Source organism: Xanthomonas sp. 10-10 (assembly GCF_040182365.1).
Classification (GTDB): Bacteria; Pseudomonadota; Gammaproteobacteria; order Xanthomonadales; family Xanthomonadaceae; genus Xanthomonas; species Xanthomonas arboricola_F.
In genome coordinates this window covers 297,339-314,133 of the sequence record NZ_CP144460.1, presented here as the reverse complement: position 1 = coordinate 314,133, position 16,795 = coordinate 297,339, and the positions used below count along the sequence as shown (strand labels likewise).

11 protein-coding genes are annotated in these 16,795 nt (G+C 65.3%); 2 read left to right on the top strand and 9 right to left on the bottom strand.

What is annotated here, in order from left to right; translation table 11 throughout:
• Positions 1 to 92: 92 nt before the first annotated feature.
• Positions 93 to 1,073 (top strand): rhamnogalacturonan acetylesterase, encoded by a 981-nt coding sequence (locus tag VZ068_RS01245; protein WP_349656653.1) that lies wholly within the window; start codon positions 93 to 95, stop codon positions 1,071 to 1,073.
• A 509-nt stretch (positions 1,074 to 1,582) separates the two neighbouring features.
• On the opposite strand, the gene VZ068_RS01240 is transcribed toward VZ068_RS01245, so the two are convergent.
• The 9 genes from VZ068_RS01240 to VZ068_RS01200 all read right to left on the bottom strand — a co-directional run bounded on the left by VZ068_RS01240 (position 1,583) and on the right by VZ068_RS01200 (position 14,810).
• Positions 1,583 to 2,125: a hypothetical protein gene (locus VZ068_RS01240; RefSeq protein ID WP_259159646.1), complete on the bottom strand. Its 543-nt coding sequence runs from the start codon at positions 2,123 to 2,125 to the stop codon at positions 1,583 to 1,585.
• 229 nt (positions 2,126 to 2,354) lie between these two features.
• Positions 2,355 to 2,822, bottom strand: a complete 468-nt coding sequence (locus VZ068_RS01235) for a metallophosphoesterase family protein (protein WP_349656652.1) — start codon at positions 2,820 to 2,822, stop codon at positions 2,355 to 2,357.
• Between the two features lie 167 nt (positions 2,823 to 2,989).
• Complete coding sequence (locus VZ068_RS01230) at positions 2,990 to 4,543, bottom strand: PepSY-associated TM helix domain-containing protein (RefSeq protein WP_349656651.1); 1,554 nt, start codon at positions 4,541 to 4,543, stop codon at positions 2,990 to 2,992.
• Complete coding sequence (locus VZ068_RS01225; RefSeq protein ID WP_259159652.1) at positions 4,540 to 4,812, bottom strand: hypothetical protein; 273 nt, start codon at positions 4,810 to 4,812, stop codon at positions 4,540 to 4,542. Before VZ068_RS01225 ends, VZ068_RS01230 begins: the two co-directional genes overlap by 4 nt.
• Positions 4,802 to 5,101 (bottom strand): hypothetical protein, encoded by a 300-nt coding sequence (locus tag VZ068_RS01220; RefSeq protein ID WP_349656650.1) that lies wholly within the window; start codon positions 5,099 to 5,101, stop codon positions 4,802 to 4,804. Before VZ068_RS01220 ends, VZ068_RS01225 begins: the two co-directional genes overlap by 11 nt.
• Positions 5,102 to 5,490: 389 nt before the next feature.
• Entirely contained in the window at positions 5,491 to 7,674 is a 2,184-nt protein-coding gene (gene glgB / locus VZ068_RS01215) for a 1,4-alpha-glucan branching protein GlgB (RefSeq protein ID WP_349656649.1), read from the bottom strand.
• An 11-nt stretch (positions 7,675 to 7,685) separates the two neighbouring features.
• Positions 7,686 to 11,036, bottom strand: coding sequence for a maltose alpha-D-glucosyltransferase (treS, locus tag VZ068_RS01210; RefSeq protein WP_259159655.1), 3,351 nt, complete (start codon positions 11,034 to 11,036; stop codon positions 7,686 to 7,688).
• A complete protein-coding gene (locus VZ068_RS01205; protein WP_349656648.1) occupies positions 11,033 to 14,146 on the bottom strand; it encodes a maltotransferase domain-containing protein in 3,114 nt (1,037 codons plus the stop codon). The genes treS and VZ068_RS01205 overlap by 4 nt, the downstream gene beginning before the upstream one ends.
• 523 nt (positions 14,147 to 14,669) lie before the next feature.
• Entirely contained in the window at positions 14,670 to 14,810 is a 141-nt protein-coding gene (locus VZ068_RS01200) for a hypothetical protein (protein ID WP_349656647.1), read from the bottom strand.
• Between the two features lie 228 nt (positions 14,811 to 15,038).
• Here VZ068_RS01200 and VZ068_RS01195 point away from each other — a divergent pair, with 228 nt between their 5' ends.
• A complete protein-coding gene (locus VZ068_RS01195; RefSeq protein WP_349656646.1) occupies positions 15,039 to 16,781 on the top strand; it encodes a ShlB/FhaC/HecB family hemolysin secretion/activation protein in 1,743 nt (580 codons plus the stop codon).
• The last annotated feature ends 14 nt before the right edge of the window (positions 16,782 to 16,795 follow it).

The window sequence follows — 16,795 nt, the reverse complement described above, 5'->3', positions numbered from 1 at the left end:
TGCCGGTCCAGGCACCGGCCGCGCCCTGGCTGCGCTGCGCGGCTGCGTTTATTCGATCTTGCAGCAGTGTTGATTCGATCTTGAGGTGATCCATGCGTTGTGACTGCGTTGTTTCATCGCTGCTGCTGACTGCGCTGGCAGTGGCATGCCTTCCGTTCGCTGATGCCGCCGCTGCCGCGCTGGTCGACACGCCGCGCGCGTCTGCGGCATCCACCACCGATACCTCAAGAAACAACGCACCTGCCGCGGCAGCCGCGTTTGCCGCCAGCAAGATCGTGCTGGTGGGCGACTCCACCACCGCCGTGCAGGGTGGTTGGGGGCCGAGTTTCTGCGCCAAGCATGTGACCTCGTTCCTGAGTTGCGTGAACCTGGCGCGCGGGGGCCGCAGCACCTCCAACTATCGCGCCGAAGGCTCGTGGGAGATTGCGCTCAAGGAGTTGCGCAGCGGTGGTTACCAGCAGGTGGTGGTGCTGATCCAGTTCGGCCACAACGACCAGCCCGGCAAGCCGGGGCGTTCGACCGACCTGGCGACCGAGTTTCCCGCCAACCTGCGCCGCTATGTTGCCGAGGCGCGTGCTGCCGGCGCCGTGCCGGTGCTGGTGACGCCGTTGACGCGCCGGCAGTTCGAACGCGGCCAGTTGCTGGACGACCTGGGCCCCTGGGCGGAGGCCACGCGTGCGGTGGCGCGCGAACTGCAGGTGCCGCTGATCGATCTGCACGCGCGCAGCCGCGCACTGGTGCAGGGCATGGGCCCGGTGCTGGCAATGCGCCTGGCGCAGCGCCCGGCCGATCCTGCGCAGGTGCTTGCCGCGCAAGCGGGGACCACCATCGGCAAGACGCCGGCGCAGACGGTTGCGCCATCTCCCGCGTCCACCTCACCGTCGAAGAACGCGCCCACCACCAACGCCGCTGCCACCGCGCAGGACAACGCCAGCGCCGAGCCGATGGGCCAGGCCAAACTCGCATTCGACTACACGCATCTCGGCCCAGACGGAGCGGACCTGTTTGCTGCGATCATGGCCGACGAACTGGCGCAGCGGCTACCTGCGCTGCGGCCGTTGCTGATTCCCTAGAGCCAAGCCGGCAAGGGCCAGACCGGCCAGAAGCCGGCGCGGGCGCGGGCGGCAAAGGACGATGGCCTCGAGTTGCATGTGACCAAGCTGCAAGAACCCAAGCAAGGAAGGCGTTGTCTTGGGCCGCGCTTGTGGGTTTGTCGAGCACCGCTTGGGATGGGTCAGTCGTTTCAGACGATTGCTACGCGACTACGAGCGACTGCCTGAAACCTTGGTTAGCTTGCATGTCGGTATCTTCAGGATCCCCATGCTGGGAAATACAGCAACGCTCTTTCAACATTCATAACATGCTCCCGGAAGGATCTGAGCAACGCCCCCGTGAGCTTTCAACCGACAACTGAGACAATCTCCATCAAGCACAGTGTGGTTTGTCAGCAGATCGAAGACAGGCTCCTGATCGCGGCGTCTGCCAGGGCTTCTTGCGCGGGAAACCGATGATTCTTCCTTAGATAAATCCATCTCCGCCATCAACCCTCACCGACTAGAGAATGGATTCCAAACCTGGCGTGCTACGGAAAACCGGAGAAACGCTGGTATACCCAGTAAAGCCTTGACGTCTCGGTGTCATAGGCCATGACGTTGATTGCCTTTAAAGAAGCTGGAGTGTTCGGACCAAGATCATCCGCTGGGTTCGGCACCAAGGCGAAGAAAAAGCGCGACGAATTTATTCCAGGTGCGACAGGACACCCCTGGAGGTCATCTGGCGGCATTTCGAATTTAAATACATCAAATTCATCATACGTGTCAGGACCTCGGTGCCAAATCCCGCGCGCCGCGCGACCTTGCCAGAACGCGTCCGGAATATTCGCCACATCGACAGCGTACAAGTAGTACATGTCTCCGAAAAAGTAATCGTTTTTCCCGCAGACCTGCGGTATCCCGCGCAAGGACGTGACCTGCCCAAGTCCACTGCGCTGCAACTGTTCGTGCATGCTGACGATGGCATCAAGGCGTTGCTGTAGTCCCAAGACCATCCACAGCTGCACACCCGCTGCTGCGACGATCCCGCATACCAGCACAAGACGTTTCAATAGCTTGATCAGACTGCGCATCGATCACCCGAGAGTCGATGGCATTACCATCGCATGGCAGCGCACGCCACGCTAGCGACCGGGATTTCCAGCGGCGTCGAATTAGCTGGCAAGGTTGCGCTGGGGTCGCAGACCGTTGCTTGCGCCTGCGCGAGCACAGCATCTTCGGATAGCACAGCGGCAGGCCGGCGGAACCTGCGCGTGCTGCCAGGGCTCTCCAATCGCCACTCTATTGCAGTTGCCCATGGAATCAATGCGATTGAAGCACCTGCAAAGCCGCACGCGGCGGGCCATCGCCCAGCCACAGCGTGCCAATGCTGATCGGCAAGCTGAAGCGACGGGGACCGGCGCTACCGGGATTGATGTACAGCACACCGTCGTGCGTCCGTATCGATGGCTTGTGCGAATGCCCGCTGATGATCACATCTGCAGCAACATCCGCTGCCAGCGTTTTGAGATCGTGCAGCACATGGATCCGCACGCCTGCGATCAACAGGTCCAGCGTTTCCGGAAGCTGCGCTGCCCAGGGCTTGTTATCGATATTGCCGGCGATCACATGCAGCGGTGCCAGTGCCTGCAGGGCGGTGAGGATCTCCGGCTTGCCCACATCGCCGGCATGGATGATCGTCGCGCAGCCCTGCAATGCAGCCACCGCCTCGGGCCGCAGCACGCCGTGCGTGTCGGAGATCAGGCCAATGCGTAAGGCTGAAGCCGTCATCGGTTATGGGTGAGGGTGGCGGGCGATGAGGATGCACTGCCGGGTGATGCCCTCGCGTCAACGTGCTACGGAGTCGAGGCGGCAGCACCTCCAGCAGCCCAACCCCGCCATGGCAGCTGCCGCCCGCACCGTGGCGTGCCGGGTATCAGTCGACTCAGGGCATAGCCTCAGTGCGGTGCACGCGCTTTCCAGGCCCAGACGCTGTTGGGATCGCCCTGCAGTCCGCGCCGTTTGCTTGCACGCGCCAATTGCCAGTATGTCCATGCCAACACCAGCGCAATCAGGTCCACGCCGAGTACCGTGGCGTCCTGCCATGGCAGTACCAGGCCGCGCGCGGAAACACAGCTGGCCAGCGGAATCAGCGCCGTCAGACCTGCGCAGACCAGCAGCACCTCGTGCGCACCCCGTGCGGTGGGGCGGATCAGCGCCCACACCAATACGGCCGCAAAGACCGCGTAATAGACGTAACCCTCCTGTCCGGCCGGCAACAAACGCGCCGCGATGAACAACACCGAGATGCCGGCCACGCTGCCCAGACAGACACCGACCGTGAGCCGCGCCATCGCATGGGTGCGGCGTGGCTGCACGGGTTGGCGGCGCTTGCGCCGGGTTTCGATCCACAGCAGGTTGCCGCTGTAGAACAGGAAGGCACCGCCCAGGCCGAGCAGGAAGTACAGCCAGCGTACCGGCGCATGCCCGAAGTTGCCGAAGTGCAACGCCTGCAAGCCGCGTAACGCAGCGGTGCCGGGCGACATGGTGGCCGGTGCCAGCACGCGCAGCACCTGGCCCGTGGTGGCGTCCAGCGCCACACCGCCCAGCGTGTTGAGCCGGCGTTGGTCGTGATGGCCATAGACCTCCACCCGCGCATTGGCGTCGCCGGCATCGTGGAAGGCCAGAGACTCCGGCACGAAGCCCGGGCTGGCCGCGCGCGAGGCGTCGAGCAGGGTTGCGATCGGCAGCAGCGGTGCAGCGCGTCTGGCCGGCGCCACATGCGGTGCGAGCTCGAAATCTGGCTCCAGGATCTGCATCAGCTTGCCGTCGAACACCAGGAACTGAAATGGCGCCAGCAGCAATACGCCCAGACACAGCACCGCGCCGGACCAGGCAAAGATCACATGGAACGGCAGCGACAGCATGCCCACCAGATTGTGCGCGTCCTGCCACAGGCGCTTGAGGTTGGCGCCGATGCGCAGTGCGAACAGGTCCTTGAAGAACACCGGCGCATACAGCACCACGCCGCTGACCAGCGCCAGCCCGTACAGCACGCTCACCACACCGAACAGATAGGTGCCCAATACGCGCGGCAGGCCGGCGGTGAAGTGCAGGTCGTAGAGAAAATCGGCAAAGCCCACACGCTGCGGCAGCTCCAGCAGGCCGCCGTCCGGCGCGGCCTGGTACTGACGCATGCCACCGCTGGCATCGGCCTGCGCGCCATACCAGTACAAGCGCGGTATCGGCCCGTGCTCGCCGGGCAACAGCAGCAGGAACGATTCGGCCACCTGCGGATGTGTGGCGATGACCGTGTCCAGCAAGGACTGCGCAGCGACAACCGGCTCGGCAGGCGCCTTGTCCGCAACCGCCGGCGCAGCCTGCCAGGCGCTGAGCTCATGGGTGAACACGGTGATGGCGCCGGCATAAAAGGCGATGAACAAGGCCATGCCTGCCAACAGGCCCATCCAGCTGTGGACCGACAGAAACGCGCGCAAGGTCGATGCTTTCATGCGCCCGGCTCCGTCCAGCCCACTGCCTTGATGCCTGCAAGCGCGAGGTAGCACAGCAGCGTCAGCCCGCCGAGTACAACCCAGGCACGCGATGCGCTACGAAACACGAACGGCAAGGCCATCGCACCGATCCATACCGGAAACATCAGCAGCAGCCATGCCAGCGTGTAGCTTTGCTGCGGCCCCGGCAGCAACAAGGCGCACAGGCCGACCACGCCCACCGCAAGCGGCAGGCCCAGCACCACTGCAGCCAGCCACCTAGCCCCCATGGCGCACCTGTCTGCGTTGCGCACGCGCCTGCTGCCAGGCATCCAGAGACGGCAGCGCCACCGCCGCCAGCATCAGCGCCGTCGCCGCGGCGAAGATGCCGGCCCAGGGACCCAACGCTTGCGTGGCGCAGCCCAGCGACAGCAGCAGCAATACGCTGGCGCCGATGCGTAGTGCGCGCACGGACAGCCGGCGCTGCGGCCACAGGCGCTGATGCCTTGTTGCCATGTAGAACCCGAGCGCCGACGTCGCAGCGGTGAGCAGATAGCACAGTGTCAACAGGCCGCTCATGCCTGCGCCTGCGTCGAAGCGGAAAACGGCACCTCCGCACCGAGCTGCACAGGCCGCGTGCCGACACCTTGCGCGCCGACACACGGTGAACGTGCAGGCCACATGGGTGCATGCGCGCACCCAGCGATGCGCACGGCATGGATAGAGGACTCAACCAGCGAAGCAACAACAGCAATCAAGACGCCCACGCACACACTCCCGTACAAGCGGTCGACGGAAGGCATGGCGGCGGCTGTGCCCGGCAGCCCTCCCCGGGCCACCTGATTCGCGGATGACAACCTTGCTGTGCCGCCCAGTGGCGCACGCAGCAAGGTGTTGGCCGCTCCAAGGCGCGCAATCTAGCAGGTGCCACAGCGCCGGACCAGCGGTCCGGCGCTGTGTGCGGTGCATCAGCCGTGCGGCGTGAGCACGATGACGCCCAGCGGCGGCAGCAGCAGCGGCAACGATTGCGCATGCCCATGCATGGATTGATGCTCGGCTGTCACCACACCGCCGTTGCCAAGATTGGCACCACCGTAGATGCCGGCATCGCTGTTGAACACTTCGCGCCATTGGCCGCCCTGCGGCGCGCCAATGCGGTAGCCGTGCTGCACCACCGGGGTGAAGTTGATCACCACCAATACCGGGGCATCGCCGCGTTTGCCCTTGCGCAGGAACGCCACCACGCTATTGGCCGCATCATCGCCCACCACCCACGCAAACCCGGCCGGATCGTCATCCTGCGCGTGCAGCGCGGGGTATTCGACATACAGCCTGTTCAGGTCACGCACCAGGGTCTGCACACCGCGGTGGCGTGGGTCGTCGAGCAGGTGCCAGGGGATGCCGCCGTCGTGGTTCCACTCGGTGGGCTGGCCGAATTCGCAGCCCATGAACAGCAACTTGCGCCCCGGGTGGGTGAACATGAAACCCAGGTAGGCGCGCAGGTTGGCGAAGCGCTGCCAGTCGTCGCCCGGCATCCGCCCCAGTAACGAGCCCTTGCCGTGCACCACTTCGTCGTGCGAGATCGGCAGCACGAAGCGCTCCGAATACGCATAGACCATGCTGAAGGTCAGCTCGCCGTGGTGGTAACGGCGGTAGATCGGATCCAGTGCGGCGTAATGCAGGGTGTCGTGCATCCAGCCCATGTTCCACTTGTAGTGGAAGCCCAGGCCGCCGTGCGCCACATCGGCGGTGACGCCGGGGAAGGCGGTGGATTCCTCGGCAATCATCACCGCACCCGGGGTGTGCTCGCGCACCACCTCGTTGAGCCGGCGCAGGAAGGCGATGGTCTCGTAGTTCTCGCGCCCGCCATGGATATTGGGCACCCACTCGCCGGCGTTGCGGCTGTAGTCGCGGTACAGCATCGAGGCCACCGCATCCACGCGCAGGCCATCGACGTGGAAGCGTTGCAGGAACTCCAGCGCACTGGCGATCAGGAACCCGGACACCTCGCGCCGCCCGTGGTTGTAGATCAGCGTATTCCAGTCGCGATGGAAGCCCTCGCGCGGGTCGGCATGTTCGTACAGCGCGGTGCCGTCGAAGTGCGCCAGGCCGTGCGCGTCGGTGGGAAAGTGCGCCGGCACCCAGTCGACGATCACGCCGATGCCTTCGCGGTGGCAGCGATCGACGAAACGGGCAAAACCATCCGGCGAGCCGAAGCGCGCGGTCGGCGCGAACAGGCCCAGCGGCTGGTAGCCCCACGAGCCGCCGAACGGATGCTCGGTCACCGGCATCAGCTCGACGTGGGTGAAGCCCATGTCCGCCACGTACGGGATCAGGCGGTCGGCCAGGCCATCCCAGTCCAGGTCCACGCCTTCCTCGCGCAACCAGGAACCGGCATGGATCTCGTAGATGCTCATCGGTGCGTCGTGCGCCTGGCGGCGCGCGCGCGTGGCCATCCAGCCGTCATCGCTCCACTGATGCGGGGTGGGATCGGCCACGATCGAGGCGGTGCCCGGCGCCAGCTCGGCGCGACGCGCGACCGGGTCCGCCTTGGCCGGCAGCTCATGGCCATGCGGGCCGCGCAACTGGTACTTGTAATGCGCGCCAGGGCCCACGTCGGGCACGAACAGCTCCCACACGCCGGACTGGTGCCGCAGCCGCATCGGATGGCGGCGTGCATCCCAACTGTTGAAGTCGCCCACCACCGCCACGCGCGAGGCATTGGGTGCCCACACCGCAAAGCGCGTACCGCGCACGCCGTCCACCTCCACCACGTTCGCGCCCAGTGCATCGGCCAGCTGCAGGTGGTGGCCTTCGCTGATCAGGTGCAGGTCGAAGTCGCTGAGTTGCGGCCCGAACGCATACGGGTCGGCGGTGTCCTGCTCGCCGCCGGGCCAGCCGATGCGTAGCCGATACGCACCCTGCGCCGGCAATTCACCGGCAAACAAGCCTGCTTCCGGGCCGGCCTCCAGGGCGATCGTCTGCCCGTCATCCAGGACGGCGCTCACCCGCTCGGCGCCCGGCAGGTAGGTGCGCAACACCCGCCCTGCGTCGGTCGGGTGCGCGCCCAGTACAGCGAAGGCGTCGCCATGGCGTGCTTCGGCCAGGGCGCGTACCACGCCGGGATCCCATCGATTGGTCACTGCTGTCATCACTCCACTCATCATGTGTCTCCTGCACCGGCGCGTGCGCGTTGCAGGATGCGTCGCAAACCTTCGATCGGCACCATCAACCAGCCCGGGCGATTGGCCGCTTCGTAGCGCACTTCGTAACAGGCCTTCTCCACCAGGAACAGCAAGGTGGCCGCGTTGAACGCCGCCGGCGCAATCCACGGATGGGCGCTGGCGTCGAGCACGGCATGGTAAGCGTCCAGGAAGGCCTGTGTGGAGCGGCGGCGGAACTGCACCAGAAATTCATCCAGATGCGTGTCCACCCCGACGCCCGCGCGTGCGGCGGTACCTTCCTCGCCGCGTGCCGAGACTTCGCTGGCGTAATCGAGCGAGCGCAGGAAGCCGGCCACATCGCGCAGCGGGCTGGCCTTGGCGCGCCGTTCGGACAGCGGCTTGGCCGGCTCGCCCTCGAAATCGATCAGCACCACATCGTCGAAGGCCACCAGGATCTGACCCAGGTGGAAATCGCCATGCACGCGGGTCAGCAAGGAACCGGCCAGCACGCTCGGCGCCTGCGCGAGCAGGGCATCCAGCTGCGGGCGTTCGGCGAGCACCGCTTCCAGTGCCTCGCGCTCGCCCGGTTCTTCGCTGCCGGACAAGCGCGCGTTGACCATCTCCCACATCTCTTCGACCTGCCGCGCCACACCGGCCACCACGTCATTGGCAGTGGGCAGATCGATCCGCTGCGGTGCAAAGTCCGCATCGTCTGTCTGCCGCGACAGCGCTTCGTGCAACTCCGCCAGGCGCTTGCCGACCACCGCCGCAAACGCGTCGTAGCCGGCAATGGCTTCGGCGCGCGACTCGTCGGTTTGCGCGGTGGCGTATTCGTCGAAACTGCGCGCCAGATGGTCCAGCGTCCAACGCCAGGCATCGCCCTGATTGCGGATGAAGCCCTGCAGCAGTGCAATCGTGGTCACAGTACCCTGCCCGTCGACGCGGCTGACGCTGCCCAGCAGCGGCGCCGCATTGGCGTAGCCCAGCTCGGTCAGGCGGCGGCCGATTTCGATTTCCGGGTTCGCACCGATCGCCACATGCCGCAGCAGCTTGAACACCGCCTTGTCGGCGACCACCAGCGAGCTGTTGCTCTGTTCGGCCGACAACCAGCGGATGTCCGGATCGGCCGGGATTTCCAGCCTGGCCAGCGCGGGCGTGGCTTCGAATCGCACCTGGCCTTGCTGCGAGGGATCGTCGCCATCGCAGAAGTCCAGCGTCGCATCGGTCCGCAAGGCATCGATCACCCCACGCACCATCGGCTTGAGCGCAAACGCGTCGGTGAGATAGCCCACCTCGCGCCCTTGCCGCACGCGCGCCAGGGCCAGCTGCTCGGCCAGGGTGCTGGGCTGGTCGCGCTCCCACACGATGCCGATCGGCAGCATGTACGAGGCGTGGTGGCCGTCTTCCAGCTCCACGTCCAGCTCCAGCAGGCTCATCGGCTCATCGCCCGGCAGGGGAGTGCGGCGCGAAATGCGCACGCTGCGCAGCGCCTGATCCTTGGCCGAGAACCAGCGCCGCGCCGACAGCCACGCCGGCAGGATTTCGCCTTCCAGGGTGGGCAGATGCGGCAGCAATGCATTGCTTTCGTCGGTGTCGCTGCGCAATACCAGCGTGCGGTAATCCGGTAATGGCACCGGGCTGGGCACGTGCCAGTCCGGCAAGGTGCCTTCGCTGACCAGCTGGAACGCGTAGAAGCCGAACGGCGGCACCGTGAGCAGGTAGGTCAGCCGGCCGATCGGCGGGAAGCTGCCGCCGCCGATGATGTCCACCGGTACGCGGCCTTCGAACTCGGACAGATCCAGCTCCACCGCCTGCAACGTATGCGACAGGTTGGCCACGCACAGCACGGTTTCGTCCTGATGGCAGCGCAGGTAGGCCAGCATGCGGCGATTGCCCGGGTACAAAAAGCGCAGCGTGCCGCGACCGAAGGCCCGGTAGCGCTTGCGCACGCTGAGCACGCGGCGGGTCCAGGTCAGCAGCGAATGCTGGTCGCGGATCTGCGCTTCCACATTGACCGCCTGGAAGCCGTACAGCGGGTCCATCACCGGCGGCAACACCAGCTGCGCCGGGTCGGCGCGCGAGAAACCGCCGTTGCGATCGATCGACCACTGCATCGGCGTGCGCACGCCATCGCGGTCGCCCAGATGGATGTTGTCGCCCATGCCGATCTCGTCGCCGTAATACAGCACCGGCGTGCCGGGCATGGTCAGCAACAGGGAGGTCATCAATTCGATGCGGCGACGGTCGCGCTCCAGCAGCGGCGCCAGACGGCGCCGGATGCCCAGGTTGATGCGCGCGCGGCGATCGGAGGCATAGGTCTGCCACAGATAATCGCGCTCCGAATCGGTGACCATTTCCAGCGTCAACTCATCGTGGTTGCGCAGGAAGATCGCCCACTGGCAGCTCTCCGGAATCTCCGGGGTCTGGCGCATGATGTCGGTGATCGGGAAGCGGTCTTCGCGCGCGATCGCCATGTACATGCGCGGCATCAGCGGGAAGTGGAACGCCATATGGCATTCGTCGGCGTTCTGGCCGAAGTACTGCTGGGTGTCTTCCGGCCACATGTTGGCCTCGGCCAGCAGCATGCGGTCCGGGTATTCGGCATCCAGCGTGGCGCGGATCTTGCGCAGGATCGCGTGGGTCTCGGGGAGGTTTTCGTTGGAAGTGCCCGAACGCTCGATCAGGTACGGCACCGCATCCAGACGCAAGCCATCCACGCCGCGATCCAGCCAGAAGCGCATCACCTCCAGCACCGCTTCCAGCACCGCGGGGTTGTCGAAGTTGAGGTCCGGCTGATGCGAGTAGAAGCGATGCCAGAAGTACTGCCCGGCCACTGGATCCCAGGTCCAGTTGGACTTTTCGGTATCGCAGAAAATGATCCGCGTGCCTTCGTATTCCTGGTCGGTGTCCGACCACACATAGAAATCGCGCTCCGGCGAGCCGGCCGGCGCATTGCGTGCACGCTGGAACCACGGGTGCTGGTCGGAGGTGTGGTTGATCACCAGCTCGGTGACGATGCGGATGCCGCGTGCATGCGCCTGCGCCACCAGCTGCTCGAAATCTTCGATGCTGCCGTAGTCCGGATGCACCGCCATGTATTCGGCAATGTCGTAGCCGTCATCGCGGCGTGGGCTGGGGTAGAACGGCAGCAGCCAGATGGTGTCCACGCCGAGTTCGGCGATGTAGTCCAGCTTGGAAATCAGCCCCGGGAAATCGCCGATGCCGTCGTCATTGGAGTCGAAGAACGACTTGACGTGCACCTGGTAGATGATCGCGTCCTTGTACCAGAGCTGGTCGGCGACCACCGCCGACTGTTCTGCGTCGGCTTGTAAAGCGGGAACTGCATTCATGCGACCTCTCCTGCGCGGATGCGCCATAACGCGAACGGTCGCGTTGCCTCTACACGGATGTGCTGGTATTTGCCTTGCCACTCGAAGCGGTGGCCGTCCCACAGATCTTCCACGGCAACGGTGGCGTGATCGGGCAGGCCCAGCTCCCACAACGGGATTTCGATATCCGCGTCCTGGCCCGCCTGCGGGTCCAGGTTGATCGCCACCAGCACCATGCTGCGGCTGCGCGACAGGTAACCGGCGTCCAGGAACTTGCCGAAGTACAGCACCTGGTCGTTGTGCGCCTGATAGAAACGCGTGCCCAGATGCGACTGCAGCTCCGGGTGCATGCGGCGCAGCTGGTTGAAACGGGTGATCTCGTCCACGATGTCGCCGGGCGCACGCTCGGGCCAGGCGCGCAGCTGGAACTTCTCCGAATCCAGGTACTCTTCCTTGCCCGGCGCCAGCGGTGTGGCCTCGCATAGCTCGAAGCCCTGGTACATGCCCCACAGCCCCGACAACGTGGTTGCCAGCGCGGTGCGGATCAGGTGGCCGTTGCGCCCGCTGGTCTGCAGGAACAGCGGATTGATGTCCGGCGTATTGACGAAGAAGTGCGGGCGGAAGCATTCGCGTGGCACGCCCTGGTTCAACTCTTCCACATACTCCTGCAGCTCGTGCTTGTGGTTGCGCCAGGTGAAGTAGGTATACGACTGCGAAAAGCCGCACTTGGCCAGGCGGTACATCATCTTCGGCCGGGTGAAGGCCTCCGACAGGAACACCACGTCCGGCCGGCGCCCGCGGATGTCGGCAATCAGCCACTCCCAGAACGGGAACGGCTTGGTATGCGGGTTGTCCACGCGGAACAGGGCGATGCCTTCATTGACCCAGAACAGCACCGCATCGCGCAGCGTGTTCCACAGGTCCGGTACCGCACCGCTGGCGTAGAAATCGACGTTGACGATGTCCTGGTATTTTTTCGGCGGATTTTCCGCATACGGGATGGAGCCATCCGCACGCCAGGTGAACCAGTCCTTGTGGTCCTTCAACCACGGATGATCCGGCGCGCATTGGATGGCGAAGTCCAACGCCACTTCCAGGCCATGCGCACGCGCGGCCTGGATCAGGCGACGAAACCCGTCCAGCCCACCGAGCTCGGCATGCACCTCGGTGTGGCCGCCATCGGTGGCGCCGATCGCATACGGGCTGCCCGGCTCGCCATCGACCGCGGTGACCGAGTTGTTGCGGCCCTTGCGGTTGTTCAACCCGATCGGATGAATCGGTGGCATGTACAGCACATCGAAGTTCATCGCGCGGATATGCGCCAGCCGCCCGATCACATCGTCGAAGCTGCCGTGCCGCTGCGGGTCACCGCTTTGCGAGCGCGGAAACAGTTCGTACCAGCTGGCAAAATGCGCCGCGCGCCGCTCGGATTCCACCCGGTAGGTCACCGGTGTCTCGGAGCGGAACGGCTTGTCGTCGGCCAGCGCCATCGCCTGCGCGGTGTCCGGCTCCAGCACGATGGCCAACTGCTGCAACGGCTCGCGCTGCGCACCGATGCGGGTGAGGATGGCCTGCAGGCGATCGGCCAACGCACCGCTGCTGCGTGCGTGCGCGGCCTGCACCACCGCCACCGCCTCCTGCACGTCTACCGGCAGCACCGTGTTGGCCGCACGCTTCTTTTCCAGATCCGCATGCAGGGTGGCGAACACATCGCGCCAGCCTTCCACCCGGAATTCGTAGGTGCCGATGCGCTCGAGCGGAAACTCCACGCGCCAGCGATCGTTGCCCAGCGCGCGCATTGGCGCAGTGGACCAGGTCTTGGCATCGGCCGGCCGCCACAGCACCGCGACCGCGATACGGTCGTGCCCGTCGCAGAAGGCATCGGCTTCCACGCAGATGCGGTCGCCCACGGTGCGCTTGACCGGAAAGCGACCGTTGTCGACCGACGGCGTCACCGACTCGATGCACACCCGTGGCCAGGTGGCCGCGGTCTGCGCGCGCGGGCGCATCCGCGGCACTGCCAGCACATGCCGTGCCGGCACGCTGCGATAGACCCGCACTTCGCCAGGCTCCAGTGCGTCGAGCGTTGCGCCGGACAAGGTGCGGCCATCCTCGGCCAGCAGCGCCTCGGCATCGCCCAGCAGTCGCAACAGGTCCGATGCCGGAACCGGCACCACATGCCGGGTGTCGCCATTGATCAATAGCAAGGAGGGCAGACCGCCCAGTGGCTCCACCGCAACGGCGGTCAGGCCGGTGGATTCGCGCAGCAGCGGACGCAGCCGCAGGCCGGCGTGGCTGGTCGGCAGGCCGTCAGACACGCTGATCGGCGGCGGCAAGGTCTCCAGATGCGCCTCGTCGAGCAACCACGCCCCACCCAGGGCACGCGCCAGTTGCCAGTGCTGCTCGGGCGAAGCCGCACGCTTGCCATCGGGCGCGTCGAGCACCGCAACGACCTGCGACGCCAACGCACGCAGCGCCGTGTCTTCATCGAAGAACCAGCTGCCGCGCCCGTCCCACCACGCCAGCGACGAAAACGCCGCATCGAAACCGGCACCGGACAACTGCTGCAGGGCGTCCAGGCCCAGGCCAGGGGTCCACGCTGCAAACACCACCTCCGGTGCCTGCGCATGCACACGTGCGATCAGCTCGCGCCAGCGCTGTGCCGGCACCTGATGCGGCTGCAGCAGCCGAAAGCCGCCCACGCCCTGCCCCACCCACTCCAGCAGGCGCGCGCTCCACCATTCCACCAACGCCGCACCTTCCTGCGCGTAGGCAAAGCGCGCCTCGGCGACCTCCGGCGTGGCACGCGGCTGGCGTGGGTCAGGTACTGCTGTGCTGCGCGCACGAAACCACTGCGGGTTATCGCGCACCACCGCGCTGGCGCCGCCGATTTCATCCAGGCGCACATCGATCAGCAACGTCACACCCGCACGATGCGCTGCCTGCGCCGTCTCGCGCAGACGGCCGTCTAGCGCGTCGGCACCGGCCGCCGGTTCGATCAAGCGCCCCTGCGCATCGCGCGCGAACGGCGCCGCCATCACCACGTAATCGCAGCCCGCCTCGCGGGCCGCACCACAGCGCTGCTCCAGCCCGACAGACGAAGACGCATCGTTGAGAACACAGATCCGCATGGCGCCCCCTCAGCAGACAGCGGCGCGCGAACGCACCGTGACGATGGAAGCCATGCCGCACCCGCCGTGCCGCCGCGTTGCAGCGCCGTACCGATGTAGCGCCGATCCAATATCCGCCTGGATCACGCCGAGCCGCCTCGACCCCTGCCGGATCGACGCCCGACCGACCCTGCTACCTGTGACTGCACTCATGCGCAACTCCGCAACGATTCTTGACCCATGCAGTCAAGCACCTTCGTTGCGAATACCGTGTGTCGGTGGAGTTGACGAAAATCAAACAAGCGCAGCGGTGAAGCAAGGCGGGCGCAAGAGCGAGCAGTGGCTGAGGTCGGGTAAGTCACAGAACGTGGCGCAAGACATGTCTTGGGACATACCTGTTGTGTCATGTGCACGACACCATCAACACAGCGTTTGAACCACGTCGATGCCTTGCGGGTGTCGTCCTGGCCTTGCCGCAGACCCTGGCCAGATATTCAAAGCGGTGGGGGCGCCATCACGGCCGACGTGATCCGGCCCGATCACGTCAAACGCAGCGCAGATCAACAAACACTCCGGGCAGCGCAGCCAGAATTTCAAGCGATTCAATCCGGACGTCAAATGACCGCTGGCGTGCAGAAGGCAAAACAGCTGGACCCAGCGGCTTTATTTGAATAACCGCCTTCATAGCTTAATCAAATGGATCCTCAAACCAGTATTTCTGGAAAACAAGGATCCACCGTAACGAGGCTATATCTTTCATTTCGACAGATTAATTAATCGTGCTCGTATAACGCCCGGCGATAGAAGGTCAGGATTTTTCCTACAGGCAAGCTCTTCCGCCTGCATTAAAATATCGTTAGGGGCGACGCGAAAGCGTCGGTAGGTTGTTATCGAGTCGGGCGGTCATCTGCACATGGATTCAGGCACAAAAGGAAGGGCACGCATGCGTGCCACGTGGTGCATTGCGCTTTTTGCGGGCACGGCAGCCCAGGTTTCTGCGCAACAGATCGCCGATCCCGCCGCGCAGGAATTGTTGCGACAGCAGGAGCGCGAGCGTGTGCTCCGCGAACAGCAGGAGGCGCGGCCGGATGTGCGCCTGGAACGTACCCCGGACGATGGTGTGGAGCGGCTTCCCACCCATGAGTCGCCATGCTTCCGGATCGGGCGCATCGTGCTCGATGGGCAGGATGCGGATGAATTTCGTTGGTCGCTGAAAGCCGCCGATCCCCGGCAAGATCCCGCCACAGGCCGTTGCCTGGGCACCGATGGCATCAACCTGGTGATGAAACGCGTGCAGAACGCGGTCATCGCACGCGGCTATGTGACCACGCGTGTGCTTGCCGCGCCGCAGGATCTCACCGGCGGCACCCTGACGTTGTCGCTGGTCCCCGGACGCGTGCATGTCGCTCGCTTCAGTGACCCGGCGTCCGCACGCGCCGCGATCGCCAATGCCGTGCCTGCACGCAGTGGCGATCTGTTGAACCTGCGCGACATCGAGCAGGGCCTGGAAAACTTCCAGCGTGTGCCGACGGTGGTCGCCGACATTCAGATCGCCCCTGCCCAGGGCCAGGGAACCGGCCCTGGAGAGAGCGATCTGGCCATCTCATGGCAACAGCGGTCACGTGTACGCGCCAACCTGAGCCTGGACGATGCCGGTAGCGATGCCACCGGCAAACTGCAGGCCAACGGTACGCTGTCGCTCGACAATCCGCTGGGCCTCAACGAGTTGTTCTACGTCAGCCTCGGCAAGGGTGTGTTCAACGGTGCCGGCAAGGACACCGATAGCTGGACGGTGCATTACGACGTGCCCTACGACTACTGGCTGTTCGGCGTCACCGCCAGCGCATACGACTACAGCCAGGCGGTGGCCGGCGCGATCGAAACCTATGATTACAGCGGGCGCAGTCGCAATGCCGAAGCGCGCATCGATCGCCTGCTGTTTCGCAATGCCACGATCAAGGTCGGGGCATATGGGCGCGGCTGGTGGCGGCAGTCCACCAGCGCCATCGACGATACCGAGATCGAAGTGCAGCGGCGGCGCACCGCCGGCTGGGAGTTGGGCCTGAATCATCGCCAGTTCCTCGGCAAGGTCACCCTGGACGCGAGCGTCGCCTATCGGCGCGGTACCGGTGCGTTCGATGCATTGCGCGCGCCGGAAGAACTCGCCAACGCCTTCGATCCTTCGATTCCGCTCGAAGGCACCTCGCGCCTGAAGCTGATCGTCGCCGATGCCCAACTGGCGGTGCCGTTCCAGCTTGGTTCGCAACGCCTGCGCTACAGCGCCTCCTGGCGCGCGCAGTGGAACCGCACCCCACTGGCACCACAGGACCGTTTTGCGATCGGTGGGCGCTTTACCGTGCGCGGGTTCGATGGCGAGTTGACGCTCAGCGGCGACCGTGGCTGGTCGCTGCGCAATGACCTCAGCCTGGCGCTCGGCGGCGGGCTCGAAGCGTATCTGGGCGCCGATTACGGGCACATCGGTGGGCAGTCCGCGCGCTTTCAGAGCGGCGACCATCTGGCCGGCATGAGCCTGGGCCTGCGCGGCGGTTGGCAGCACGTGTCGCTGGACGGCTTTGTCGGTTCTGCAGTGGAAAAGCCCGCGAACTTCCCGACCGACTACACCACCTTCGGTTTCAGCCTGTCCTGGCGCTACTGAACATTCCACAAGGA

Bases quoted from the DNA above. Each gene is read 5' to 3' on its own strand.
- VZ068_RS01245 (WP_349656653.1), top strand. From the start codon at position 93: ATGCGTTGTGACTGCGTTGTTTCATCGCTGCTGCTGACTGCGCTGGCA.
- VZ068_RS01240 (WP_259159646.1), bottom strand. From the start codon at position 2,125: ATGCGCAGTCTGATCAAGCTATTGAAACGTCTTGTGCTGGTATGCGGG.
- VZ068_RS01235 (WP_349656652.1), bottom strand. From the start codon at position 2,822: ATGACGGCTTCAGCCTTACGCATTGGCCTGATCTCCGACACGCACGGC.
- VZ068_RS01230 (WP_349656651.1), bottom strand. From the start codon at position 4,543: ATGAAAGCATCGACCTTGCGCGCGTTTCTGTCGGTCCACAGCTGGATG.
- VZ068_RS01225 (WP_259159652.1), bottom strand. From the start codon at position 4,812: ATGGGGGCTAGGTGGCTGGCTGCAGTGGTGCTGGGCCTGCCGCTTGCG.
- VZ068_RS01220 (WP_349656650.1), bottom strand. From the start codon at position 5,101: ATGAGCGGCCTGTTGACACTGTGCTATCTGCTCACCGCTGCGACGTCG.
- glgB (WP_349656649.1), bottom strand. From the start codon at position 7,674: ATGACAGCAGTGACCAATCGATGGGATCCCGGCGTGGTACGCGCCCTG.
- treS (WP_259159655.1), bottom strand. From the start codon at position 11,036: ATGAATGCAGTTCCCGCTTTACAAGCCGACGCAGAACAGTCGGCGGTG.
- VZ068_RS01205 (WP_349656648.1), bottom strand. From the start codon at position 14,146: ATGCGGATCTGTGTTCTCAACGATGCGTCTTCGTCTGTCGGGCTGGAG.
- VZ068_RS01200 (WP_349656647.1), bottom strand. From the start codon at position 14,810: ATGAAGGCGGTTATTCAAATAAAGCCGCTGGGTCCAGCTGTTTTGCCT.
- VZ068_RS01195 (WP_349656646.1), top strand. From the start codon at position 15,039: ATGGATTCAGGCACAAAAGGAAGGGCACGCATGCGTGCCACGTGGTGC.